Source organism: Mesorhizobium sp. LNJC394B00 (assembly GCF_000502555.1).
In the GTDB taxonomy this organism is placed as follows: domain Bacteria; phylum Pseudomonadota; class Alphaproteobacteria; order Rhizobiales; family Rhizobiaceae; genus Mesorhizobium.
This window is the reverse complement of sequence record NZ_AYWH01000003.1, coordinates 161,786-184,250: the sequence shown is the minus strand read 5'-3', so window position 1 is coordinate 184,250 and position 22,465 is coordinate 161,786. Positions and strand designations below refer to the sequence as shown.

At 62.4% G+C, this 22,465-nt stretch carries 26 protein-coding genes and 1 pseudogene; 12 read left to right on the top strand and 15 right to left on the bottom strand.

What is annotated here, in order from left to right; genetic code table 11:
* Positions 1-191: 191 nt before the first annotated feature.
* The 8 genes and pseudogenes from X751_RS01000000163845 to X751_RS148885 form a co-directional block, all read right to left on the bottom strand.
* Positions 192-613 (bottom strand): annotated as a pseudogene (locus tag X751_RS01000000163845) (type II toxin-antitoxin system VapC family toxin).
* Positions 610-873, bottom strand: a complete 264-nt coding sequence (locus X751_RS148855; RefSeq protein ID WP_023687410.1) for a type II toxin-antitoxin system Phd/YefM family antitoxin — start codon at positions 871-873, stop codon at positions 610-612. The pseudogene X751_RS01000000163845 and the gene X751_RS148855 overlap by 4 nt, the downstream one beginning before the upstream one ends.
* A gap of 72 nt (positions 874-945) precedes the next feature.
* Positions 946-1,740 (bottom strand): SDR family oxidoreductase, encoded by a 795-nt coding sequence (locus X751_RS148860; RefSeq protein ID WP_023744930.1) that lies wholly within the window; start codon positions 1,738-1,740, stop codon positions 946-948.
* A gap of 30 nt (positions 1,741-1,770) precedes the next feature.
* The gene (iolG, locus tag X751_RS148865; RefSeq protein ID WP_023744929.1) at positions 1,771-2,766 is read right to left on the bottom strand and encodes an inositol 2-dehydrogenase; all 996 of its coding nucleotides are present in this window, start codon (positions 2,764-2,766) and stop codon (positions 1,771-1,773) included.
* A gap of 111 nt (positions 2,767-2,877) precedes the next feature.
* Entirely contained in the window at positions 2,878-3,660 is a 783-nt protein-coding gene (locus tag X751_RS148870) for an ATP-binding cassette domain-containing protein (RefSeq protein ID WP_027049093.1), read from the bottom strand.
* A gap of 2 nt (positions 3,661-3,662) precedes the next feature.
* Positions 3,663-4,739 carry an ABC transporter permease gene (locus X751_RS148875; protein WP_023687413.1) on the bottom strand — a complete coding sequence of 359 codons (1,077 nt, stop codon included), beginning with the start codon at positions 4,737-4,739 and terminating at the stop codon, positions 3,663-3,665.
* Positions 4,740-4,846: 107 nt separating this feature from the next.
* Positions 4,847-5,788, bottom strand: a complete 942-nt coding sequence (locus tag X751_RS148880; RefSeq protein WP_023684065.1) for a sugar ABC transporter substrate-binding protein — start codon at positions 5,786-5,788, stop codon at positions 4,847-4,849.
* A 371-nt stretch (positions 5,789-6,159) separates the two neighbouring features.
* Positions 6,160-7,191 carry a LacI family DNA-binding transcriptional regulator gene (locus X751_RS148885; RefSeq protein ID WP_023684066.1) on the bottom strand — a complete coding sequence of 344 codons (1,032 nt, stop codon included), beginning with the start codon at positions 7,189-7,191 and terminating at the stop codon, positions 6,160-6,162.
* Positions 7,192-7,366: 175 nt separating this feature from the next.
* Between X751_RS148885 and X751_RS148890 the strand changes: the two genes are divergently transcribed.
* The 3 genes from X751_RS148890 to X751_RS148900 all read left to right on the top strand — a co-directional run bounded on the left by X751_RS148890 (position 7,367) and on the right by X751_RS148900 (position 10,107).
* Positions 7,367-8,470, top strand: coding sequence for a fatty acid desaturase family protein (locus X751_RS148890; RefSeq protein WP_023744928.1), 1,104 nt, complete (start codon positions 7,367-7,369; stop codon positions 8,468-8,470).
* Positions 8,471-8,558: 88 nt separating this feature from the next.
* Positions 8,559-8,873: a MocE family 2Fe-2S type ferredoxin gene (locus X751_RS148895; protein WP_023744927.1), complete on the top strand. Its 315-nt coding sequence runs from the start codon at positions 8,559-8,561 to the stop codon at positions 8,871-8,873.
* Positions 8,874-8,877: 4 nt separating this feature from the next.
* Positions 8,878-10,107, top strand: a complete 1,230-nt coding sequence (locus X751_RS148900) for an FAD-dependent oxidoreductase (RefSeq protein ID WP_031247108.1) — start codon at positions 8,878-8,880, stop codon at positions 10,105-10,107.
* 120 nt (positions 10,108-10,227) lie between these two features.
* On the opposite strand, the gene X751_RS148905 is transcribed toward X751_RS148900, so the two are convergent.
* The 5 genes from X751_RS148905 to hslV form a co-directional block, all read right to left on the bottom strand.
* Positions 10,228-11,184 (bottom strand): DUF1402 family protein, encoded by a 957-nt coding sequence (locus tag X751_RS148905; RefSeq protein WP_023687416.1) that lies wholly within the window; start codon positions 11,182-11,184, stop codon positions 10,228-10,230.
* Between the two features lie 323 nt (positions 11,185-11,507).
* Positions 11,508-12,821 carry an ATP-dependent protease ATPase subunit HslU gene (hslU, locus tag X751_RS148910; protein ID WP_023672325.1) on the bottom strand — a complete coding sequence of 438 codons (1,314 nt, stop codon included), beginning with the start codon at positions 12,819-12,821 and terminating at the stop codon, positions 11,508-11,510.
* A gap of 4 nt (positions 12,822-12,825) precedes the next feature.
* Entirely contained in the window at positions 12,826-13,425 is a 600-nt protein-coding gene (locus X751_RS148915) for a DUF2585 domain-containing protein (RefSeq protein WP_023744925.1), read from the bottom strand.
* Positions 13,426-13,429: 4 nt separating this feature from the next.
* Entirely contained in the window at positions 13,430-13,957 is a 528-nt protein-coding gene (locus X751_RS148920; protein WP_023744924.1) for a GNAT family N-acetyltransferase, read from the bottom strand.
* Positions 13,947-14,498: an ATP-dependent protease subunit HslV gene (gene hslV, locus X751_RS148925; protein WP_023672322.1), complete on the bottom strand. Its 552-nt coding sequence runs from the start codon at positions 14,496-14,498 to the stop codon at positions 13,947-13,949. The genes X751_RS148920 and hslV overlap by 11 nt, the downstream gene beginning before the upstream one ends.
* A gap of 237 nt (positions 14,499-14,735) precedes the next feature.
* Between hslV and hisB the strand changes: the two genes are divergently transcribed.
* The 9 genes from hisB to coaA all read left to right on the top strand — a co-directional run bounded on the left by hisB (position 14,736) and on the right by coaA (position 20,570).
* Positions 14,736-15,335 (top strand): imidazoleglycerol-phosphate dehydratase HisB, encoded by a 600-nt coding sequence (gene hisB, locus X751_RS148930; protein ID WP_023672321.1) that lies wholly within the window; start codon positions 14,736-14,738, stop codon positions 15,333-15,335.
* A 4-nt stretch (positions 15,336-15,339) separates the two neighbouring features.
* Positions 15,340-15,816, top strand: a complete 477-nt coding sequence (locus X751_RS148935; RefSeq protein WP_023695989.1) for a DUF2628 domain-containing protein — start codon at positions 15,340-15,342, stop codon at positions 15,814-15,816.
* A gap of 1 nt (position 15,817) precedes the next feature.
* Complete coding sequence (gene hisH / locus X751_RS148940) at positions 15,818-16,468, top strand: imidazole glycerol phosphate synthase subunit HisH (RefSeq protein ID WP_023695990.1); 651 nt, start codon at positions 15,818-15,820, stop codon at positions 16,466-16,468.
* A 1-nt stretch (position 16,469) separates the two neighbouring features.
* Positions 16,470-16,760 carry a DUF1330 domain-containing protein gene (locus X751_RS148945; protein WP_023672318.1) on the top strand — a complete coding sequence of 97 codons (291 nt, stop codon included), beginning with the start codon at positions 16,470-16,472 and terminating at the stop codon, positions 16,758-16,760.
* 3 nt (positions 16,761-16,763) lie between these two features.
* On the top strand, positions 16,764-17,510 hold the full coding sequence (gene hisA / locus X751_RS148950; RefSeq protein ID WP_023744923.1) for a 1-(5-phosphoribosyl)-5-[(5-phosphoribosylamino)methylideneamino]imidazole-4-carboxamide isomerase: 747 nt from the start codon (positions 16,764-16,766) through the stop codon (positions 17,508-17,510).
* Positions 17,507-18,343 carry an arginase family protein gene (locus X751_RS148955; RefSeq protein ID WP_023672316.1) on the top strand — a complete coding sequence of 279 codons (837 nt, stop codon included), beginning with the start codon at positions 17,507-17,509 and terminating at the stop codon, positions 18,341-18,343. Before hisA ends, X751_RS148955 begins: the two co-directional genes overlap by 4 nt.
* Positions 18,340-19,146, top strand: a complete 807-nt coding sequence (gene hisF / locus X751_RS148960; protein WP_023744922.1) for an imidazole glycerol phosphate synthase subunit HisF — start codon at positions 18,340-18,342, stop codon at positions 19,144-19,146. The genes X751_RS148955 and hisF overlap by 4 nt, the downstream gene beginning before the upstream one ends.
* Before the next feature lie 8 nt (positions 19,147-19,154).
* Positions 19,155-19,478, top strand: coding sequence for a phosphoribosyl-ATP diphosphatase (locus X751_RS148965; protein ID WP_023681408.1), 324 nt, complete (start codon positions 19,155-19,157; stop codon positions 19,476-19,478).
* Between the two features lie 132 nt (positions 19,479-19,610).
* Positions 19,611-20,570, top strand: coding sequence for a type I pantothenate kinase (gene coaA / locus X751_RS148970; RefSeq protein WP_023672313.1), 960 nt, complete (start codon positions 19,611-19,613; stop codon positions 20,568-20,570).
* Here the strand turns inward: coaA and X751_RS148975 are convergent.
* Both X751_RS148975 and X751_RS148980 read right to left on the bottom strand, forming a co-directional pair.
* Complete coding sequence (locus X751_RS148975; RefSeq protein ID WP_023744921.1) at positions 20,557-21,693, bottom strand: phosphatase PAP2 family protein; 1,137 nt, start codon at positions 21,691-21,693, stop codon at positions 20,557-20,559. The two genes, coaA and X751_RS148975, sit on opposite strands and share 14 nt — an antisense overlap.
* Positions 21,694-21,817: 124 nt before the next feature.
* Entirely contained in the window at positions 21,818-22,447 is a 630-nt protein-coding gene (locus X751_RS148980) for an alpha-ketoglutarate-dependent dioxygenase AlkB (protein WP_023681406.1), read from the bottom strand.
* Positions 22,448-22,465: the final 18 nt, after the last annotated feature.

Below are 22,465 nucleotides of genomic sequence, written 5' to 3'. Positions count from 1 at the left end.
GAGACCCTGGGATCCATTCCGTGACCTGGGCCGTGGAGTGCGGCGGAGCAGAATTCTGGACCGTAGCAGCGCTCTGAAGTCGCGGCATGGATCCTCGGGTCTGCGCTGCGTCGCTACGCTCCTTGTTCCGCCCGTGGATGACGAAGTGCCGGCGGTTTCGCCAATCGCCAACACGTATAACGCGGAGCGGCTCATGCGGTCCAGGGATCGAAGAGTTCAATTCCCAAGCCTTCGAAATGTTTCGTATTGCGCGTTGCCAAGGTGAGCTCGTGCGCAATCGCAGTGGCTGCGATCAGGCCGTCCATCGACGACAGACCACGACCGCGGCGCTTGCCAAGACCCATCAGGTCGCTCCAGGCCAAGGCAACCGCATCGTCCACCGGCAAACCCGCTGTTCGAAGCGCTGGGGCAGATCCCGGGCGAGCCATTCGGCCAGCGCCTCGCGTTTGCGGCCCTCATCCATCAGAGAGACGCCGCGCCGGATCTCGGCGATCGACACTACGCTGATGAAGGAGCGGTCCTCATCAAGCTCGTCCAGCCAGCCCAGGACACGTGCGACAGGCGCTGGCCTCGTCACCTCGGACAGGATGTTCGTGTCGAGCAGCAGTCTCACAGCGGCAGGTCACGCGGTTCGTCGCGCTGACGTTCAAGCTCGAGATCGGCGCCGCGCAGCGGCGAGTCCAGCAGGAACTCGGCAAGCGTACCCTTGCGTGCGATCTTGCGCTGCCATTCCTCGGCCGAGACGACAACCACGCTTGGTTTGCCGTTCTTGGTGATCGTCTGCGGCGAGGACTGCGCGCGCTCGATGACCTCGGAGAGCCGGGCTTTTGCCCCGGCAACCGTCCAGTTGGTGCCTTTGGATGACGTTAGCATCGCATCCCTCGTGACTATCATGACTATCATGACTATCTGGGAATGGCGATGTTGCTGCAACAGGGTTTGAAGCTACTCCGGCGAGGTCCCCGCGACGTTCTGGTCATAGTCGACCAGCGAGCCGGTCATGACACCGGATTGCGGGCTGGCCATGTAGCTGATCAGCCGCGCCAGTTGGTCGGGCTTCACCAGTTGGCCCATGGGCTGGCCGGCCTCTGCCTTTGCCAGCCAGTCGTCGGAGGCACCGTGCCATTTCTTCTGCACGATGTCCTCGCCCTCGGTGTCCATCCAGCCCGGCAGAACGGCGTTGCAGCGGATGCGGTTGGAGCGATAGGCGTTGGCGACGTTCTTGGTCAGCGTCGCCAGCGCACCCTTGCTCGAGGAATAGGGCGCGAGGAACGACTGGCCGCAATGCGCCGACATCGACAGCACGTTGACGATCGAACCCGGCGCTTTCTTGTCCAGCAGATGCGCCACCACGCCCTGCATCAAGAAGAAGGGGCCGCGCACATTGGTCTGGAAAATCTGGTCGAACACCTCTTCCGAAGTTTCGACAAGTGAACCACGCGCGGACGTGGCGGCGGCGTTGACCAGCGCGTTGATGGTGTCGAAATGCGAGACGGCGGTGGCCACGGCGCGCTTGCAGTCCGCCACTTTCGAGACGTCGGCGCTGATGAAGATCGCATCGACGCCTGCCTTCTTGAAGTGGGCGACAGCCTTGTCGCCCTTCTCCTCCGAACGGCCGATCAGCGCCAGCGCCTTGCAGCCTTCGTCGGCCAAGGCCTCGGCAACGGCAAAGCCGATGCCTTGCGCGCCGCCGGTGACGATGGCGCGCGTGTTCGAATTGCGATCGGCTGATGTGCTCATCGCTCTGCTCCTGTGCCCTGGTTTCGGTTCTTACTTGTCGAGGCGGACGGTCTTGCCCGATGTCGCCGATTTCAGCGCCGCATCGGCCAGCTTCAGCGCCACGAGGCCGTCGGCGCCGCTCGGCGATGCCTTCTTGCCCGAGGTTGCAGCAGTGATGAAGGCGGCGATCTCGATGGCGTAGGCGTCGAGATAGCGGGTCATGAAGAAATCGTGCAGCGGCGGGCGCGTATAGCCCTTCTCATTGGCGACCTCGATCGACACCGGCCGCTGGTTCTCGGCGGCGACCATGCCCTTGGAGCCATGCACCTCGATGCGCTGGTCGTAGCCATAGGTGGCGCGGCGCGAATTGGAGATGACGGCCTGCTTGCCGGATGCGGTTTCGAGGATGACGCTGACCGAATCGAAATCGCCGGCCTCACCGATCTTCTTGTCGACCAGAACCGAGGCATGGGCGCTGACCGCGACCACCTCTTCGCCGAGCAGGAAGCGCGCCATGTCGAAATCGTGGATGGTCATGTCGCGAAAGATGCCGCCCGAACGCTTGATGTAGTCGACCGGCGGCGCACCTGGATCGCGCGAAGTGATGGTGACCATCTCCACCTTGCCGATGGCGCCGTCGTCGATCGCCTTGCGTACGGCGGCGAAGTGCGGATCGAAGCGGCGGTTGAAACCGACCATCAGCGTCGCCTTGGCCTTGTCGACCACGGCCAGGCATTTCTCGACACGCTTGACGTTGAGATCGATGGGCTTCTCGCAGAAGATCGCCTTGCCGGCCTTGGCGAAACGCTCGATCAGATCGGCATGGGTGTCGGTCGGCGTGCAGATGACCACGGCGTCGATGTCCTTGGCCTTCTCGATCGCGTCGATGGTGCGCACTTCGGCGCCATAGGCGGTTGCCAGTTCGGTCGCCGCCTTCTCAAAGGCATCGGCAACGGCCACCAGTCTGGCCTGCGGGTTGGAGCCGACGGCGCGGGCATGGACCTTGCCGATGCGGCCGGCGCCGAGGAGAGCGAAACGAACAGTCATGGGTATTTCCTCTAGGGGATGGGTTCGAGAGAGTTGTGTCGGCACCTTCCCGTGAGGGAAAGGGGCAAGGGTACTTTTCGAGCGCACCAGAAAACAGGGTGACCACCCTGTTCAGGCCGCGAGTTCCGCCTCCCCGGTCTTGGCGCCGGTGATGTAGGAGACGATGTCGTTGCCGTCGGTGTTTTCCTTGCGCAGATTGGCGACGATGCGGCCGCGCCGGAAGACGACGATGCGGTCGCACAGGTCGAACACCTGGCGCATGTTGTGGCTGATCAGGATCAGCGGCTCGCCATTGTCCTTCAGCGTGCGGATGATGTTCTCGACCTGCGCCGTCTCCTGCACGCCAAGGGCTGCCGTCGGCTCGTCCATGATGATCAGCTTGGAGGCGAAGGTCGCGGTCCGGGCGATGGCAACGCACTGGCGCTGGCCGCCCGACATGTGGCGGATGGTGTTGGAGAGGTTGGGGATTTTCACTGCCGTGCGGATCAGCGCCGCCTCGGTCGCCTTGCGCATGTATTTGCGGTCGAGGATCGAGAACGGCCCGAGATTGAACAGCACCTTTTCGCGGCCGAGGAACAGGTTCGACGGCACGTCGAGATCGTCGGCCAGCGCCAGATTCTGGAACACGGTCTCGATGCCCGCCGTGCGCGCTTCGATCGGCCCGGCAAAATTCACTTCCCTGCCGTCGAACCAGATCTGGCCGCTGGTGCGCTGCTCGACGGCGGTGATCTGGCGCACGAAGGTGGATTTGCCGGCGCCATTGTCGCCCATGATGGCGACATGCTCGCCCTTGCGCAGCTCGAAATTCGCGCCTTCCAGCGCATGGACGCCGCCATAGCGTTTGGTCAGGTTTTCGGTCTTCAGGACGATGTCTGTCGTGGAGATATCTGGCATGGTCAAGCCCTCAATGCCCGCATGCGCTGGCGCCATTGGTCGAGAACGACCGCGCCGACGATGATCACGCCCTTGACCATCTCCTGATAGTAGGCGTCGAGGCGCAGGAAGGTGAAGCCGGAAATGATGACGCCGAAGATCAGCGAGCCGATCACGGTGCCGACGATCGAGCCGCGGCCGCCCGACAAAGAGACGCCGCCGATGACCGCCATGGCGATGGCGTCGAGCTCGTACATGACGCCCATGCCGGACTGTGCTGTCAGGTTCTTGGAGGAGAGCACGACGGCGGCCAGCGCGGCGAGGATGCCGGCAATGACATAGACGAGGATCTTGTGGTTGGCGATCTTGATGCCCGACATGCGCGCGGCATCCTCGTTGGAGCCGATGGCGTAGCAGTGCTTGCCGTAGCGTGTGTAGGTCATGATCAACTGGAACAGCACCGCCAGCGACAGGAAGATGATGACCGGCATCAGGCCCTTGCCGATACCAGCGAAACTTTCGGTCGGAAACGAGATCGGCTGACCCTTGGACCACCATTTGGCAATGCCGCGCGCGGTCACCATCATGCCGAGCGTGGCGATGAACGGCGGAATGCGCGTGTATGCAATCAAGGAGCCGTTGACGAGACCGGCGAGCAGACCGCAGCCGATGGCGACTAGTACCGGCACGATGACCGGCAGGTCGGTCCAGCCTTGCGCCAGGAACATCGCCTTGGGGTTGGGGTTACCGTTGACCGTCGCCACCTGGGCAAAACTCATGGCGATCATGGCGGTGGCGCCGACGATCGAGCCCGAGGACAAGTCGATGCCGCCGCAAATGATCACCTGCGTGACGCCGATGGCGATGATGCCGACGATCGACACCTGCAGGATGATGATCTGCAGGCGGGCCTCATTGAAGATCCCGGCGACGTTGTCGCGCGTGTTGAACAGGAAGCTGTCGCCAAGAAAGATGCGGCCGATCATTTCGAAGATGACGACCAGAATGACCAGCGCCAGGAAGACGTTGAATTCGGCCGGCCATGTCCGCCTCTTCGCGTCATAGCTGACCCCGCCGACGCCATGAGATGTCTGTGACATGTCTGTCCTCCGTGAGGCGGCATTTGCCCTCCCGCACGTAAGGGCGGTGAGGGAAACGGGAGCGGCGCGATTGATGCGCCGCTCCGTTAGTCGAACGAGTCGCCGGCTCAGTTCTTCTTCAGGAACTTGTCGATGTTGGCTGGCGTCACGAGTTGGAAGGGCACGTAGACCTTGTGCTCGACCTTCTCGCCCTTGGCGAGCTTCAGCGCTGCGTCCAGAGCGCCGGCGCCCTGGCCGGCCGCATCCTGGAACACGGTGGCATCGAGGTCGCCGGCCTGCATGGCGGCAAGCGCGTCCTGCGTGGCGTCGACACCGCCGACGACGACCGTCTTCATATCGATGTTGGCGGCCTTCATCGCCTGGATGGCGCCGATGGCGCTTTCGTCATTGTTGGCGATGACGCCGTCGAACGGCTTGCCGGTCGACAGCCAGTTGGTCATCAGGTTCTGCGCTTCGTCCCGGTTCCAGTTCGAAGTCTGCTTGTCGATGATCTTGATGAAGCTGCACTCCGGCGTGGCGATCACCTCTTCGATGTCCTTGGTGCGCTGCACGGCGGCCTGGTTGGAAAGCTCGCCCATGATGACATAGACATTGGCTTCCTTCTTGCCGGCCTCGGTGAACAGGCGGCAGACTTCCTTGGTCTCGAGCGTGCCGGAATCGGCCTCGTTCGACGCGACGAAGGCCTGGTTGTCAGGCAGCGTGTCGACATTGACCGGCTGGCGGTTGACATAGACCAACGGGATCTTGGCGGCTGCGGCGGCGTCCGACATCGCCTGCGTGGCCGAGGTATCGACCGGGTTGACGATGATGGCGTCGACGCCCGAGGCGGCGAAGTTCTTGATCTGGTCGAGCTGCTTGGCGACGTCGTTCTGCGCGTCCTCGACCTGCAGTTCCACGCCGCTCATGCCCTTGGCCTGCTCGATCATGCCGTTGCGCAGCACGGTGAGGAAGTTGTCGTCGAACTTGGCCATCGACACGCCGACCTTGGCGGCAAAAGCGGACGAACTCATCAGCGCCGCAAAGGCGACGCCCAAAATCAGTTTCTTCATTGTGTTTCTCCTCCACATTGGTGTCCGGCTGCACCGATCTACCCGGAATCCCCGATAGCCCGAGGAATCTCTCCCTGATGCCTTCCTGTTCCGTATGGCGTTTTGTCCAAGGGATGGAACGCCAGGCTCCCAGTTTGAAACAGATGTTCCGGAACGAAAGAACCAAAATACCAATCTGATGAAATATTTATTCCATTTTTTCGCGAGACGTCAAGAGCGATTCCTAAGTCGGAAAGCGGATTTTCGGTCGCCGCGCCGCAATTTCACGTCGAATCAAGGCCGACAGCGGCCCAGGCCGAGTCTGAAGGCAGAATTGATAGATTCTATCATCGCCGGAGAGCCCACGCCGAACGGGTCAGCGCGGCAACGCGTTAGATATTTTCCGGCAGATAGATGTCGAAGGGCAGAAAGGTCTGGCCCGGCGCGTTGGCGGCGCCGGCCTCGATGGAATGCGCCATCAGGTCGACAAGCTCGCGGCACAAGGCGGCGAGCGGCGTCGAAATCACCATTGTCAGGATGTTGTCGGCGAGTGCCGCGCGCGATTCGGCGTTGATCTCGTTGCAGACGACCACCGGCATGTTTGCGGGCTTCGCTGCGCGCAGCGCCGAGACCGCGCCTTCCATGCCGCCGCCGGCGACATAGCAGCCGGCAAGATCCGGATACCGCACCAGGAGATCGATCATCGCATCGTGGGTGACCTGGTTGGCTTCCAGATTGACCAGCGTTTCCATCACCGTGAAGTCCGGCGCATGTTCGCGGAAGAAGGAGCGAAATCCGATCTCGCGCAGTTCATGGCCGTGGAAGCGATGACTGCCGACGAAAAGGGCGACCTTGCCGGGGTTCTTTGCCGCCCTGGCGATCATCCAGGCCGCGGTACGACCGACCTTGCGATTGTCGAGGCCGACATATCCCTCACGGATGCCAGCGGCAAAGTCGGACAGCAGCGAGAAGACAGGTTGCCCCCTCGCTTTCAGCGACTCCACGACCGCCGTCAGCGTCGGATGGTCCGGACCGACAACGGCGATTGCTCTGGATTTCGCTGCCAGCTTGCGCATCTGGGCGGCGATCTCGTCGGCGGCTAGCGAGCTGGCGAAATCGATGGTGGCGACGCCGCGGAAGCGCTGCGATTGCGAGACCGCCATTTCTAGCTCCCTCGCGAAATCGCCGTAAAAAACATCATTGCCCCGCAGCAGCAGAAAGCCGAGGCGGTATTCCGGCAATTCCTGGCGCATGCGCCGCTTGATCAGCCCGGCGGCGTGGTAACCGATGCCGGTCGCCGCCTCATAGACGCGGCGCGCGGTTTCCTCGCGCACCGGCAGCCGGTTGTTCAGCACCCTGTCGACAGTGGCGACGCTAACGCCGGAGATGCGCGCCAGATCGGTGATGGTTGGCCGTTTTGCCATGACTGTCCCGCATGAGTGCCTGCAACTGCTTACATCGTTCTGATGGAAAATGATAGAAACTATCTTTGTGATATTGAGACTATCACCGCATGGCGCTATTTTGCGCTCGGACACAAGCGCCCTGTAATGGACATATCCGTCCTGACGGATGCTGTGGCCGACGGAGCCAGCCCCTATGGAAGCGACACTATCCACACCACCGTCCCGGCGCGACTACAGCCTGATCGGCCGCGACGCCAAGCTCGCCGTCGAGACCGGCCTGTCGGCGGCCGAGTGGTATCACACCGATATTCCGCGCAAGCAGATGAAGGAGCTGATGCAGCGCTCCGATGGGCCGGCGATCCGCGACACCACGATCTGGCTGGCCGCGCTGATCCTGAGCGCCGCCGGCGGCGCCTGGTTCTGGGGCAGCTGGTGGTGCGTGCCGTTCTTCTTCGTCTATGGCGTGCTCTACGGCTCCTCCACCGATTCACGCTGGCACGAATGCGGCCACGGCACCGCCTTCCGCACCCAGTGGATGAACGACGCGGTTTACCAGATCGCCTGCTTCATGATCATGCGCAATCCGGTGACCTGGCGCTGGAGCCACACCCGCCACCACACCGACACCATCATCGTCGGCCGCGACCCGGAAATCTCGGTGATGCGGCCGCCGGATCTGTTCCGCGTTGCGCTTGGCTTTATCGGCGTGCTGGATGCCTGGCATGCGATGTCGGACATGCTGCGCAACGCCGCCGGCAATATCAGCGCGGCGGAAAAGACTTTTATCCCCGAACAGGAGCAGCCTAAAGCCATTCGCATCGCCCGAATCTGGACGGCGATCTATGCCGTCACCATCGCGATCGCACTGTATTTCGGTTCATGGCTGCCGCTGATGCTGGTCGGGCTGCCCCGGCTCTACGGCGCCTGGCATCATGTCATGGTCGGCCTGCTGCAGCATGGCGGGCTCGCCGAAAATGTCGTCGACCACCGGCTGAACAGCCGCACCGTCTACATGAACCCGGTCAGCCGCTTCATCTACTGGAACATGAACTATCACGTCGAACACCACATGTTCCCGATGGTGCCCTATCACGCGCTGCCTAAACTGCATGCGCTGATCAAGCACGATCTGCCGGCGCCGACGCCGTCGATCCTGGCCGGCTACCGCGAGATGATCCCGGCCTTTTTGCGCCAGCTGCGCAACGAGGACTATTTCCTCAAGCGCGAATTGCCGCCGACGGCGCGGCCATACCGCGAGGAATTCCACAACGACGCCGTCGCCGCCGCAGCGGAATGACGATCCTGTTCGACTTTTGGTTTTGACGCAATTCCGAACGGAAAACCGCAACGCACTTTTCCTGGAATTGCTTTTTGGGGAGGAACACATGAGCGACTGGGTCGAGGCCTGTGCTGCCGGCGACATCGACGAAGAAGATGTGATGCGCTTCGACCATGGCGGCCGCACCTTCGCCATCTATCGCAGCCCCGATGACGATTATTTCGCCACCGATGGCCTGTGCACGCACGAAAAGGTGCATCTTGCCGACGGGCTGGTGATGGACGACATCATCGAGTGCCCCAAGCACAATGGCCGCTTCAATTACAAGACGGGCGCCGCACGGGGCGCGCCGGTCTGCGTCAACCTCGCCACCTATCCGGTCAAGGTCGAGGCCGGCAAAGTGCTGATCCAGATCGGATAGGACCATGCAGGCGGGAATGGTCATCATTGGCGCCGGCGAGTGCGGCGGGCGGGCAGCCCTTGCTCTGCGCGAACTGGGCTATGACGGGCCGGTGACGCTGGTGGGTGACGAACCCCATCTGCCCTATGAGCGGCCGCCCCTGTCCAAGGACGCAATGACGAGCGACGCGGCCGAGATCAAGACGATCGCCAGCGACGAAATTCTGGCCGAGAAATCGATCCGGCATATCCATTCCGTTCAAGCGGTGGCGATCGACCGCCCGGCGCATATGGTGCGGCTGTCGGACGGTTCGGCCCTGCCCTACGACAAGCTGCTGCTGGCGACCGGCTCGACACCGCGCAAGCTGCCGATGCCGGGATTGGGGTCGCGCTGCGTCTACCTCCGCACCTTTGCCGACGCGCTGGCCATTCGCGCCCACCTCAGCCCGGCAAACCGCATCGCCATCATTGGTGGTGGCTTTATCGGCCTGGAGCTCGCCGCTTCGGCGCGCAAGCTCGGGGCCAGCGTCACGGTCATTGAGGCGCAGCCGCGCATCCTCATGCGTGGCGTGCCGGCGGAGATCGCTGAAATCATCCATCAGGCGCATGAGGCCGAAGGCGTCACCGTGCTCACCGGTCAGGGCATCGCTGATATCGCCGACGACGGCGCTGAGGTGCACATCATGCTCGCCGATGGGCAGGACATCGTCGCCGATCTCACCGTCATCGGCATCGGCGCCGTGCCGGTGACCGGGCTTGCCGCGGAAGCGGGCCTGACCGTCGATAACGGCATCGCCGTCAATGGCGAACTCCAAACAATCGATCCCGACATCTTCGCCGCCGGCGATTGCTGCTCGTTTCCGCTCGCTGTCTATGCTGGCCGGCGGGTGCGGCTGGAAGCCTGGCGCAATGCGCAGGAACAGGGTGCGCTGGCCGCGAAGAACATGCTGGGCGCCCGCGAAGCGCATGCCGCGGTGCCATGGTTCTGGTCGGATCAGTTTGGTTTGTCGCTGCAGATCGCCGGCCTTTCGGACGAGGGCAAAAGCACGGTCCGCCGCGATCTCGGCGACGGTGCTTTTATTCTGTTTCATCTGGCCGAGGATGGCAGGCTGGTGGCGGCGAGCGGCCTCGGTACGGGCAATGCCGTGGCGCGCGACATCAGGCTGGCCGAGATGCTGATCGCGAAACGGGCACAGCCGGCGCCGGAGGCGTTGGGGTCGCAGGGGGTAAAGCTGAAGTCGTTGCTGGCGGCGTAAGTTTTACCCTTCCCCTTGTGGGGAGGGTCGCTGCGAAGCAGCCGGGTGGGGGTGCGGCACCGACCCCCACCCGGACCTTTGGTCCGACCTCCCCACAAGGGGAGGTAAAGGGCCCCAGCCCTAAAACAGCGCTTTCAGCTCGTCCAGCTTGTCGTTGACCAGCCAGCCGTAATAATTCTCTTCGGGCAGTTTGACCGTCTCACCCGCCGCGCGGCGCTTGTCGTTCTCTGCTTTCAGCGCATAGGCGCGCTGCTCGGGATTGCCGACATTGTAGAGCGTGGCGGTCAGCCCCGGATTGCCTGAGATGTCGAAGCCGGCAATGTTTTTGTAGGCGTCGATCGACTTCCTGATCGTCGCTGCGACGTAGGGCAATGTCAGATCCGGATCCATGATGGTCTTGTAGACCCCATTGGGATCGCCGACATCGAGTTCGGGCAGCCCCGACACCTTGTGCACGAGATCGCTCATCTGCAGCGCGGTCAGCGGGTTGAGCTGGCCGAGGCCAAAGGTCTGGCCGGCATAATAGGGCTGGAAGAAGGTGGCGCCGAAGCGGTCGTTGGGAAAGCTGGTGCCGCCGACGGTCTTGCCGCGGAAGGAGCGGTTCCACACCTGCTCGCGGCATTCCCACAGGTCGTAGCTGTCCGACATTGTGCACTTCTTGAATTCCGGCCGCTGCACGAAATCGGTGATGTCCTCGCCGTCATAGGCGAAGGACAGCTTGCTGGAGAGGTAGGAGATCGCCTTGACGTAGTAGGTCTGCAGCCGGTCGTAGGCGTCGACATTGTAGGTGTGCTCGCCGACGATGGCACCGACGATGTGCAAGGGGTTGATGCCGTAAGCGGCAGCCGCCTTCCTGATCTTGGCTCGCAATTCGGCGTCGTTCTGCAACAGAGCGTAGACCTTGCGGTATTTGGCCTGGAAGGTGGTGTTGGTGGCCTGGGTGCGGCGGCTGGAGGCGCCCGGTATGTCAGGCTGCACGACATTGCGGTTGCCCGCCGGCACCAATGTCGCCGCGTCAGCCGCGAACAGCGTCGCCGCCAGCGTCAAGCCGAGAATGACAAGGATCAGTTTTTTCATGCGCCGCCGCCCAAGCAATTCCAGGAAAGTGTGAAACGGCTTTCCGTCCGGAATTGCGTCTAGAGAATTGCCGCGCAAACTAGGGAGTGCTCCCGGTCGAGTCGAGAGCGCCCCTGCAGCCGGCAAGACGAAAGGTGGTCCGATGATACCATCCGGCCACACATCAACCTGTTAGCCGGATTGTTGCCTAAGCATCGGCCCAAAGATCGAAACCGATTTTTGGAAAGTCCGATGCATCGATTCAATACTGCTAGAGCGACCTTTGCGTGTCCAAAAGACGCGCGGCGCCCTAATACCGGCGCCGGATGAACCGGCGCCCTCGTTTAAAGGATGAATCGCGACAAATCTGTGTTTCGCGAGAGGTCGCCGACATGCTTTTCCACATAGGCGGCATCGATGGCGACGCTGGTGCCGTTGCGGTCCGGCGCGTCGTAGGAGATCTCGTCCAACACACGCTCCATCACCGTCTGCAGGCGTCTCGCTCCGATGTTTTCGACGCTGGCGTTGAGGTCGACGGCAATGCCGGCCAGCGAATCGATGGCGTCGTCGGTGAAGGTGAGATCGACGCCTTCGGTCTTCATCAGTGCGATATACTGCTTGATCAGGCTTGCCTCGGTCTCGGTGAGGATGCGAATGAAATCGTCCTTCTCCAGCGCCCGCAACTCGACACGGATCGGCAGGCGGCCCTGCAATTCCGGCAACAGGTCGGAGGGCTTGGAGACATGGAATGCGCCCGAGGCGATGAACAGTATGTGGTCGGTCTTCAACGGTCCGTATTTGGTCGCAACCGTCGTGCCTTCGATCAGCGGCAGCAGGTCGCGCTGCACGCCTTCGCGCGAGACGCCGGCGCCCATGCCACCTTCGCGCGAGGCGATCTTGTCGATCTCGTCGAGGAAGACGATGCCGTCATTTTCGGTCGCATCCAGCGCCCGGCGCACGACTTCGTCCTGGTCGAGCAGCTTGTCGGACTCGTCGTTGACCAGCAGCGCGTAGGATTCCTTGACCGTCGTCTTGCGCGCCTTGGTCTTCTTGCCACCCATCGCCTTCGACAGCATGTCGTTGATGTTGAGCACGCCGATATTAGCGCCCGGCATGCCGGGGATCTCGAAGCCGGGCATGCCGCCGGTGCCGGTGTCGGCAACCTCGATCTCGATCTCCTTGTCGTCGAGCTCGCCGTCGCGCAGCTTCTTGCGGAAGGAATCGCGGGTTGCCGGGCTCGCCGTCTTGCCGACCAGGGCTTCCAGCACGCGCTCCTCGGCGTTGAGGTGCGCGCGCGCCTTCACGTCCTCGCGCATCTTCTCGCGCACCAGGCCGATGGCGATCTCGACCAGGTCGCGGATGATCTGCTCGACATCGCGGCCGACATAGCCGACCTCGGTGAACTTGGTGGCCTCGACCTTGACGAAAGGCGCGCCGGCGAGCCGCGCCAGGCGGCGCGAGATCTCGGTCTTGCCGACGCCGGTCGGGCCGATCATCAGGATGTTCTTCGGCATCACCTCTTCGCGCATCTGGCCTTCCAGCTGCTGGCGGCGCCAGCGATTGCGCAAGGCGATGGCCACGGCGCGCTTGGCGTCCTTCTGGCCGATGATGAAGCGGTCGAGTTCCGAAACGATTTCACGGGGAGAGAAGGTGGTCATATCACTAAATTCCACTTTGCCACTGCTTGATGGACTCGAACGGATGCAGCAGCATGATCACGTTGAGCGTCAGATTGTCCCGGATTAGGTAGCCGACACCCAGTTCGAAGATGAGGGCGAGGCCGACGATGCTCCATATAGGTAGCTTTCGCGCCATCACAAATCCCAGCATCATGGCCAGCGTGTCGGACACCGAATTGATGATGCTATCGCCATAGTAATCCAGCGAGATGGTGCCGGCGCGGTAGCGCTCGATGATGAACGGGCTGTTTTCCAGGAGTTCCCAGCCGCCCTCGATGACGACGGCGAATGCCAGGCGCAGACCGATTGGCGAGCGCGGGAACAGGAACCAGGCCAAGGCGTAGAACAGGAAGCCGTGGATGATGTGCGAGAACGTGTACCAGTCGGAAATATGCTGGGAATTCTCCGAACTGTTCACCACACCGTGCCAGAGTTTGACATAACCGCAGGTGCAGATCGGCGTGCGGCCCATGCCGTAAAGCGCGCCGGCCTGGAAGATGAGCAGAGCGAGCACGAGCAGAAGCCCCATCCGCCAGCTGTCTTCGTAGGCCGAGTAATTTTTGGCAGTGCCCGGTGTCGCCATCAACTCATTCCCCTTCTTCCGCGTCGCTCTCTTCGGCATCGACGGCCATCAGCACGACGTCCCCATATCTAGAGTGTCTGCGATCGATAGCCCTGAAGCCCGCTTTTTCATAGGCGCGGATGGCGCGGCCATTGTCGGGATGCGGATCGATGATGACGCGTGGCGCGCCTTCCTCGAACAGTTGCTCGACGAATTGCCTGACGATCGCCGAGCCATGACCTCTGCCGACCAGGTCCGGCACGCCGATCGACAGGTCGATGCCGAGCGTGCCAAACGGCTGGTCGGCATAGGGATGGCCGTCTTCCAGATGCGGATCGTAGCTCTGCAGATAGGCAATCGGCCTGCCGTCGAGCTCGACGATCAGCGGCTCTACAGAAATAGAGTCAATGTGCTCCCGGATTTCGGCGATTTCCGTCTCCGGATCGTCCCACCATTCGGCGACATGCGGCTCGGCCAGCCAGCCGGCGATCATCGGCAGGTCTTTTTCGGTAACCGGTCGAAAATCATAGAGCACCGGCGGGTTAGCCGGCATCGAGCGTTTCGACAACAAAGTTGTTGTTGGTATAGACGCAAATGTCGGAGGCGATCTGCATCGCCTTGCGGGCGATCTCCTCGGCATCCTTGTCGCTGTCCATCAGCGCGCGGGCAGCGGCCAGCGCATAGTTGCCGCCGGAACCGATGGCCATGACGCCGAATTCGGGCTCCAGCACGTCGCCGGTGCCGGTGAGCGCCAGCGAAACCGACTTGTCGGCCACCAGCATCATCGCTTCCAGCCGGCGCAGATAACGGTCGGTGCGCCAGTCCTTGGCGAGCTCGACGCAGGCGCGCGTCAACTGGTCGGGATATTGTTCGAGCTTGGCTTCCAGCCGCTCCAGAAGGGTGAAAGCATCCGCCGTGGCGCCGGCGAAACCCGCAATGACATTGCCGCCTTTGCCGATGCGGCGCACCTTTTTGGCGTTGCCTTTCATGATGGTCTGGCCAAGGCTGACCTGGCCGTCGCCGGCGATCACCACCTTGTTGCCCTTGCGCACCGTCACGATGGTCGTGGCGTGCATGCTCAGTTCATTCGACATTTTTAGCTCCGATTCGCGCGATCCCGATAAGGCGATTGGCGCGCGGTACGAGTGATTTCGATCGGCCATATGTATGCATGGGGCGGGTGATTGCAAACGGCGTCCGCCATGGCCGGTGGCTGTCCGCATCGCAACTGGCAATCGCCGGATCATGCTGCTAGAAGGCTTTCGTTTTCAAGCAAATGACAGCTTGGAACCCCGTCTTGAGTTTCGAACCCCTCAGCCAAGGACAAGGTCATGGCGTCCCGTTCCGCCGAAGTCAGCCGCAAGACCAAGGAAACCGAGATCAGCGTCTCGGTCCATGTCGACGGCACCGGAAAATCCGACATGTCGAGCGGCGTCGGCTTCTTCGACCACATGCTGGACCAGCTGTCGCGCCACTCGCTGATCGACATCACGGTGAAGGCCAAGGGCGACCTGCACATTGACGACCACCACACGGTCGAGGACACCGGCATTGCGATCGGCCAGGCGCTGGCCAAGGCGCTGGGCGAGCGGCGCGGCATCATGCGCTACGCCTCTGTCGACCTTGCCATGGACGAGACGCTGACGCGGGCCGCGATCGACGTGTCGGGCCGTCCGTTCCTGGTCTGGAATGTCGCCTTCTCGTCGCCCAAGATCGGCACGTTCGACACCGAACTGGTGCGTGAATTCTTCCAGGCGCTGGCGCAGAATGCCGGTATCACGCTGCATGTCACCAACCATTATGGCGCCAACAATCACCATATTGCCGAAACCTGCTTCAAGGCGGTGGCGCGCGCGCTGCGTTTCGCACTGGAGCGCGACCCGCGCCAGCCGGAAGCGGTTCCCTCCACCAAGGGATCTCTGAAAGGGTAGGCTGATGGCCATCTATGTCGTGATGGAACCGCCAGGCCGCACCGAGGCGGCCGACGCAACCGTTTTGGTCCGCGACGGTTTTTCCTGGCTGGCTTTCCTGGTGGCGCCGCTGTGGCTCGCCTGGCACAGGCTGTGGATCGAGGCCGCGCTCGCCTTCGTCGCCATGGGGCTCATCTCGGTGCTCGGCCAATGGCTGGGACTGGACTGGGCCGGCTCCGCACTGTCTTTACTGGTCTCGCTCTATATCGGGCTGGAAGGCCAAGGGCTGCGGATCGCAGCGCTGCGCTGCCGCGGCTGGCATGAATGGGGCGTCGTCGAAGCCGACAATCCTGACGATGCCGACATCCGCCAGACACTGGACGCCGAGGCGCTTGCCGACGAGCCGGCGCCGCTGCCGCGCATCGTGCCGGACGCCAGCCTGGCCCGGCCGACGCAGACCGGGCTGACGCTGGGCCTGAGCCATACGCCGGGAAAAGCCTGAGATGCGGGTTGCCATCATCGATTACGGGTCGGGCAATCTGCGCTCGGCCACCAAGGCCTTCGAGCGCGCCGCGCATGAAGCCGGCATTGCCGCTGCCATCGAGCTGACCGCCGATGCCGAGCGGGTGCGCAGCGCCGACCGAATCGTTTTGCCCGGCGTCGGCGCCTATGCCGATTGCGCGGCGGGCCTGCGCGGCGTCGCCGGCATGTGGGAAGCGGTGGAAGAGGTAGCGATCGCCAAGGCGCGGCCGTTCCTCGGCATCTGCGTCGGCATGCAGCTGATGTCGGAGCGCGGCCTGGAAAAGACCGTGACCAAGGGCTTCGGCTGGATTGCCGGCGACGTCAAGGAGATCACGCCCGCCGATCCGGCACTGAAGATCCCGCAAATCGGCTGGAACACCATCGATCTGGAGCGCAAGCACCCGCTGTTTTCGGGTATTGCGACCGGGCCCAAGGGTCTGCACGCCTATTTCGTTCATTCCTACCATCTCGACGCGACAAGGCCGGACGAAGTGCTGGCCGTCGCCGATTATGGCGGCCCGGTAACGGCGGCGGTCGCGCGCGGTAACCTTGCCGGCATGCAATTCCATCCGGAAAAGAGCCAGGCGCTCGGCCTGGCACTGATCACCAACTTCCTGCGCTGGAGGCCTTGAGATGAGCAAGAAGGGCTACTGGATGGCGATGGTCGATGTGACCGATCCGGAAAACTATCCGAAATACATCGCCGCCAACAAAGCGGCGTTCGACAAATACGGCGCGAAATTCCTGACGCGAGGCGGTCAGTCGTCAAGCCCGGAAGGGCCATCCGGCAATCGCCATGTGATCGTCGAGTTCGAAAGCTACGAGGTCGCGCTGGCTTGCTTCCATTCCCCCGAATACCAGGCAGCGCTGAAATTCCGGCGCGCTTATTCGACCTCGCATTTCGCCATTGTGGAAGGGGTCTGAACGGTGATCCTGTTTCCGGCCATCGACCTCAAGGACGGCAAGTGCGTGCGGCTGAAGCACGGCGATATGGCGACCGCGACCATCTACAATGACGACCCTGCGGCCCAGGCCAAGGCCTTCGAAGAGCAAGGGTTTGAATGGCTGCATGTCGTCGACCTCAACGGCGCCTTCAAGGGCCAGAGCGTCAACAGCGCGGCGGTCGGCGCCATCCTCAAGGCGACGAAAAACCCGGTGCAGCTCGGCGGCGGCATCCGCACGCTGGCGCAGATCGAGGACTGGCTCGACCGCGGGCTGGCCCGCGTCATCCTCGGCACGGTGGCGGTGCGCGATCCCGACCTGGTCCGGGAAGCCTGCAAGGAATTTCCTGGAAAGATCGCCGTGGGCATCGACGCCAAGTGCGGCAAGGTGGCGGTCGAAGGCTGGGCCGAGGCCTCCAGCCTCGGCGTCATCGAACTGGCGCAGAAATTCGAAGGCGCCGGCGTTGCCGCCATCATCTACACCGACATCGACCGCGACGGCGTTCTGACCGGCATCAACTGGGACGCCACGATCGATCTCGCCGACGCGGTGTCGATCCCGGTCATCGCCTCGGGCGGGCTGGCCTCGATCGCCGACATCGTGCGCATGACCATGCCCGACGCAAAGAAACTCGAAGGCGCCATCTCCGGTCGCGCGCTCTATGACGGGCGCATCGACCCGGCCGAGGCGCTTGCGGTGCTGCAGGGCAAGGCGATGGAGACCCGGCCGTGAAAATCTCCATCATCCTGGCCTCCTATGACAGCGGCCACTATCACGGCGGCATGGGCCGAGGCCCGGATGCACTCATCGCCGGCGGGCTTGTCGACGCGCTGACGCTCTCCGGGCATGACGTCGTCGTCACCGATATCGGCAGGGTTGGCGACGAACAGCAGCGCGAGATCGCCACCGGCTTTGCCGTGTGCGGTGCCCTCTCCGGCGAGGTCCGCATCGCCATAGACCGCGGCCGGTTTCCCATCGTGCTGGCGGGCAATTGCCTGACATCGGCCGGTGCGGTTGCCGGCGAGGATGCCGATGCGATCATCTGGGCCGACCAGCATGGCGATCTCAACACCCCGGAGACGTCCATCTTCGGCTTTCTCGATGGCATGGCGCTGGCCACGGTTCTCGGCCTGTGCTGGAAGCCGATGGCCTCGGCCATCCCCGGCTTCAGGCCGATCGATCCGGCGCGCTGCGTGCTGGTCAACGCACGCGATCTCGATCCGGCCGAAACGGAGCTGTTGAAGACGTTGCCGGTCATCCGCACCGAATGCCCGGACTGGGCCACGGCGTGCGGCAGGCTGAAGGCGCCGGATGCGAAGCGGGTGCACCTGCATCTCGATCTCGACGTGCACGACCCCGGGGCGCTGCAGGCCAACCGTTACACCACGCCCGGCGGCCCGGAGCCGAAACAGCTGCGCCAGGCTGTCTGCGGCATGGCCGGCCTGCTGCCGATTTCCGGCATCACCATTTCCGCCTACGATCCGGCGTTCGATGCGCAGGCCGAGGTTCCGCCGCTGGTCGGCGAACTGCTCAGCGAGTTGCTGGCGACGATGGAGAAGGGCTGATGCTGAAGGCCCGAGTCATCCCTTGCCTCGACGTCAAGAACGGCCGCGTCGTCAAGGGCGTCAATTTCGTCGACCTCATCGATGCCGGTGATCCGGTCGAGGCGGCCAAAGCCTATGACGCGGCCGGCGCTGACGAGCTTTGCTTTCTCGATATCACCGCGTCGTCCGACAACCGTGAAACCATCTTCGACGTCGTCGCCCGCACCGCCGAACAATGCTTCATGCCGCTGACCGTCGGCGGCGGCGTGCGCCAGGTGGCCGATATTCGCAAACTGTTGCTGGCCGGCGCCGACAAGGTGTCGATCAACACTGCGGCGGTGAAGAACCCCGATTTCGTCGCGGAAGCCGCCGACAAGTTCGGCAACCAGTGCATTGTCGTCGCCATCGACGCCAAGAAGGTGTCGGCACCCAATGAAGCCGACCGCTGGGAGATCTTCACCCATGGCGGCCGTGAAAAGACCGGCATCGATGCGGTCGAGTTTGCGCGAAAAATGGTCGATCGCGGCGCCGGCGAGATTCTTTTGACCTCGATGGACCGTGACGGCACCAAGGCCGGTTACGACATTGCGCTGACCCGCGCGATAGCGGATGCGGTGCGCGCGCCGGTGATCGCGTCGGGCGGCGTCGGCACGCTCGATCATCTGGTCGAGGGCATTCGCGACGGCCATGCCGGCGCCGTGCTCGCCGCCTCGATCTTCCATTTCGGCACTTACACGATTACGGAAGCCAAGGCGCATATGGCCGAGGCCGGGCTGCCGATGCGGCTGGACTATCCGGTTCAATCCACTTCACAAAGGCTGTAGGCTGCGCCATGGCTGAATTTTCGCTGTCCGATCTGGAAACGATCATTGGCGAACGCGCCCGTTCCGGGGACCCGGACTCGTGGACGGCAAAACTGTTCGCCAAAGGCATCGACAAGGCGGCGCAGAAGCTTGGTGAAGAGGCAGTCGAGACCGTCATTGCCGCCGTCAAGGGCGACGAGAAAGCCCTCGTTTCCGAAAGTGCCGATCTCATATATCATTGGCTCGTCGTGCTTGGCATGGCCGGCGTTTCGCTGGGCGAGGTGCTGAAGGAGCTTGAGGGCCGCACCGGCCGTTCGGGCGTCACTGAAAAGGCATCCCGGCCGAAAGGCTGACCGCTAGAGCCGGATGATTTCGGGCCGAGGCCTTAAATCTGAATCCGTCTCTCAATTGATAGAGGGAGCATGATGTCGCTCGAAAACCGCTTCACACTTTTCGGCATCATGCTCTAGAGGGCAGGAAACTCGATGGACCAGCTCGCTCCGACCGAGAAATATTCCCCCTATCGTTTCTTCTCGGCCGAGCAATGGTCGAACTTCCGCGCCGACACGCCGATGACGCTGGGCGAAGACGAGATCAACCGTCTGCGCTCGTTGAACGATCCGGTCGACCTGGAAGAAGTCAAGCGCATCTATCTGTCGCTCTCGCGGCTGCTTTCGGCGCATGTCGAGGCCAGCCAGTTGCTGTTTCGCCAGCGCCAGGCCTTCTTCAACGCGCTGGATGTGGTCAAGACACCGTTCATCATCGGCATTGCCGGTTCGGTTGCGGTCGGCAAATCGACCACGGCGCGCGTGCTGAAGGAGCTTCTGGCGCGCTGGCCGTCGAGCCCCAAGGTCGATCTCATCACTACCGACGGGTTCCTGCTGCCCAACAAGGTGTTGCGACGAGACAATCTGATGGAGCGCAAGGGCTTTCCCGACAGCTACGATGTCGGTGCGCTGCTGCGTTTCCTCTCGGGCATCAAGTCGGCGCAGCGCAATGTCCGCGCGCCCGTCTATTCGCATTTGACCTATGACGTCATTCCCGGCGAGTTCGTCACCATCGACCGGCCAGACATTCTGATCTTCGAAGGCATCAACGTTCTGCAACCCGGCAAATTGCCGAAGGACGGCAAGATAGTGCCGTTCCTGTCGGATTTCTTCGATTTCGCCATTTATATCGACGCCGACGAAAAGCTGATCCACCAATGGTACATCGCCCGCTTCATGCGCCTGCGCGAGACGGCCTTCCGCAATCCGGACTCCTTCTTCCACCGCTATTCGCAGCTTTCGGAAGACGCCGCGCGTGCCATTGCGGAAGGCTTGTGGGCCAACATCAACCTGAAAAACCTGCGCGAGAACATCGTGCCGACACGAGCGCGGGCCGACCTCATCCTGCGCAAGGGCGCCAATCATCTGGTCGAGGAAGTGGCGCTCAGGAAACTGTGACCGCCGCCGCCGGGCGGCTGCCGCCAGTCGCCGATTGCCGGGCCGGGCTTGGCATCAGGATTTCGCCGTCGGGTACCAGCTTGCGGACGGCCGCACATAGGGCGATCGTGAGCGCGACCGCCGCATAACCATCGATCGCATAGTGCCAACCAAGATAGACCGAACTCGCGACTATGAAGGCGACATACAGAAATGCGATGGCGCCCAACCGCTGGTCGTACTCCCAGGTATACACCGCATTCAGGGTGATCAAGGCGACATGAACGCTTGGAAATGCCGATATTCCCGACGCGAGTCCAGTCACACCCTCGGTCTGGAGCGTCCACAGATACTGCTGGTACACGGCGGCGGAACTCGCCGACGGGCTTTGCGCAAGAAACGAAAGCTGTTCACCGAAGCGTGGCACATCGCCGGTGACATAGCCGTAGAACGCCGGTCCGGCCGACATGAACAGCCCGGCCAGGATGTTTCCGACGACTATCCACACCACCATGAAGGACAGCACATAGCGTCTCTTCAGATGCGTGGTGCGTGGTGACGTGACCATGAAAAACAGCATGCTGTAGCAAATGATGAACCACAGCATGTCGTAGTTCCATCCGACGGATTCCCGTACCCAGTCATGCTTGCCGATAACGTAGAGCCATCGCCACGGATCAGTGCCGAAATGCAGATAGGCATCGATATCTGCCAAGGCGCGATCATAGGGGAAACCTTTCCACAGGACGGACATGCCGTTCTTGACCGAGGTGAAGGTGCTTTGGAAAATCATGATGCCCATCAACAGACATATGCCGGAAAAGAGAACCGCCATCCGCTCGGCTGAGAACATCTTGCCCGCAGCAAATTTCCGCCGACGCTCAAATCGATGCAAAAGCCAGCCGGTTTCCAGGAGAAGCGATACCGCCGGCAGCACGAAACCGAAAACCATAAGCCATATCGGCACGTAGGTCTGGTATGCGGTGCGATGGAGCGCGCCGACCCAAGCCAGAAACCCCAGCCCCGTTGCAGTGTAGATGCCAATGAACAGGTAGAGCGATGCATCCGAGCGGGCGATCGAAACCGTGCGCCATGCGGCATTTCGAATGTAGCGCCAAATCACTTCGGATTCGATTTCGAGCATGGTATCCACACCGGGAATGATGACGTTTTGGCGCAGACTAGCGGCCGAAACCTTAAATTCCGTTAGGGACTTTTCATTCGCAAGGTCAGTGGTTCAGTAAGTGCAAGATTGCACTCTCACCTCTTCAAGGCAAGGTCACCCGCCGCAGCGTCAGATTGATCCGGCCGCCATTTTTCAGCAGCGCCGAGGTCGACGGATAGATGCGGTCGACGCCGTGGAAGCAGAGCCGGCCTTCGCCGCCGAGCACGACGACGTCGCCGCTTTTCAGGCGGAACGATTTGGTACCGCCGTCGCGTGTGGCCCCCCTGCCCGTCACTTGGCCGACCCGGAACAGGCAATCGTCGCCAAGTGACACCGAGACCACTGGGGCCGAGAAATCGGCTTCGTCGCGATCCTGGTGCAGACCCATTTTGGCGTCCTGCGTATAGAAATTGACCAGGCAGGCCTCCGGCGGATTCGGATAGGCGGCAACCTCCCGCCACAATTGCAGCAGCGCGTCCGGGATCGGCGGCCATGGCTCTCCGGTGAGTGGGTGCGTTGGCTGGTAGCGATAGCCCAACTCCTTGTCAGTGACCCAGCCGAGCGTGCCGCAATTGGTCATGCGCACGCTCATCTCCTTGCCGGTCCGCGGCATCGCCGGCACGTACAGCGGCGCCCGCTGTACAATGGTCCTCACCTCTTCGACCAGCGCTTCCTGCGCCGCGCGGGACAGATAACCAGGCATGTGGCGGACGCCTTTGGGCAGAACGAGCATGACTTCGCCTCCGGTTGA

Bases quoted from the DNA above. Each gene is read 5' to 3' on its own strand.
- X751_RS148855 (WP_023687410.1), bottom strand. From the start codon at position 873: ATGCTAACGTCATCCAAAGGCACCAACTGGACGGTTGCCGGGGCAAAA.
- X751_RS148860 (WP_023744930.1), bottom strand. From the start codon at position 1,740: ATGAGCACATCAGCCGATCGCAATTCGAACACGCGCGCCATCGTCACC.
- iolG (WP_023744929.1), bottom strand. From the start codon at position 2,766: ATGACTGTTCGTTTCGCTCTCCTCGGCGCCGGCCGCATCGGCAAGGTC.
- X751_RS148870 (WP_027049093.1), bottom strand. From the start codon at position 3,660: ATGCCAGATATCTCCACGACAGACATCGTCCTGAAGACCGAAAACCTG.
- X751_RS148875 (WP_023687413.1), bottom strand. From the start codon at position 4,739: ATGTCACAGACATCTCATGGCGTCGGCGGGGTCAGCTATGACGCGAAG.
- X751_RS148880 (WP_023684065.1), bottom strand. From the start codon at position 5,788: ATGAAGAAACTGATTTTGGGCGTCGCCTTTGCGGCGCTGATGAGTTCG.
- X751_RS148885 (WP_023684066.1), bottom strand. From the start codon at position 7,191: ATGGCAAAACGGCCAACCATCACCGATCTGGCGCGCATCTCCGGCGTT.
- X751_RS148890 (WP_023744928.1), top strand. From the start codon at position 7,367: ATGGAAGCGACACTATCCACACCACCGTCCCGGCGCGACTACAGCCTG.
- X751_RS148895 (WP_023744927.1), top strand. From the start codon at position 8,559: ATGAGCGACTGGGTCGAGGCCTGTGCTGCCGGCGACATCGACGAAGAA.
- X751_RS148900 (WP_031247108.1), top strand. From the start codon at position 8,878: ATGCAGGCGGGAATGGTCATCATTGGCGCCGGCGAGTGCGGCGGGCGG.
- X751_RS148905 (WP_023687416.1), bottom strand. From the start codon at position 11,184: ATGAAAAAACTGATCCTTGTCATTCTCGGCTTGACGCTGGCGGCGACG.
- hslU (WP_023672325.1), bottom strand. From the start codon at position 12,821: ATGACCACCTTCTCTCCCCGTGAAATCGTTTCGGAACTCGACCGCTTC.
- X751_RS148915 (WP_023744925.1), bottom strand. From the start codon at position 13,425: ATGGCGACACCGGGCACTGCCAAAAATTACTCGGCCTACGAAGACAGC.
- X751_RS148920 (WP_023744924.1), bottom strand. From the start codon at position 13,957: ATGCCGGCTAACCCGCCGGTGCTCTATGATTTTCGACCGGTTACCGAA.
- hslV (WP_023672322.1), bottom strand. From the start codon at position 14,498: ATGTCGAATGAACTGAGCATGCACGCCACGACCATCGTGACGGTGCGC.
- hisB (WP_023672321.1), top strand. From the start codon at position 14,736: ATGGCGTCCCGTTCCGCCGAAGTCAGCCGCAAGACCAAGGAAACCGAG.
- X751_RS148935 (WP_023695989.1), top strand. From the start codon at position 15,340: ATGGCCATCTATGTCGTGATGGAACCGCCAGGCCGCACCGAGGCGGCC.
- hisH (WP_023695990.1), top strand. From the start codon at position 15,818: ATGCGGGTTGCCATCATCGATTACGGGTCGGGCAATCTGCGCTCGGCC.
- X751_RS148945 (WP_023672318.1), top strand. From the start codon at position 16,470: ATGAGCAAGAAGGGCTACTGGATGGCGATGGTCGATGTGACCGATCCG.
- X751_RS148965 (WP_023681408.1), top strand. From the start codon at position 19,155: ATGGCTGAATTTTCGCTGTCCGATCTGGAAACGATCATTGGCGAACGC.
- coaA (WP_023672313.1), top strand. From the start codon at position 19,611: ATGGACCAGCTCGCTCCGACCGAGAAATATTCCCCCTATCGTTTCTTC.
- X751_RS148975 (WP_023744921.1), bottom strand. From the start codon at position 21,693: ATGCTCGAAATCGAATCCGAAGTGATTTGGCGCTACATTCGAAATGCC.
- X751_RS148980 (WP_023681406.1), bottom strand. From the start codon at position 22,447: ATGCTCGTTCTGCCCAAAGGCGTCCGCCACATGCCTGGTTATCTGTCC.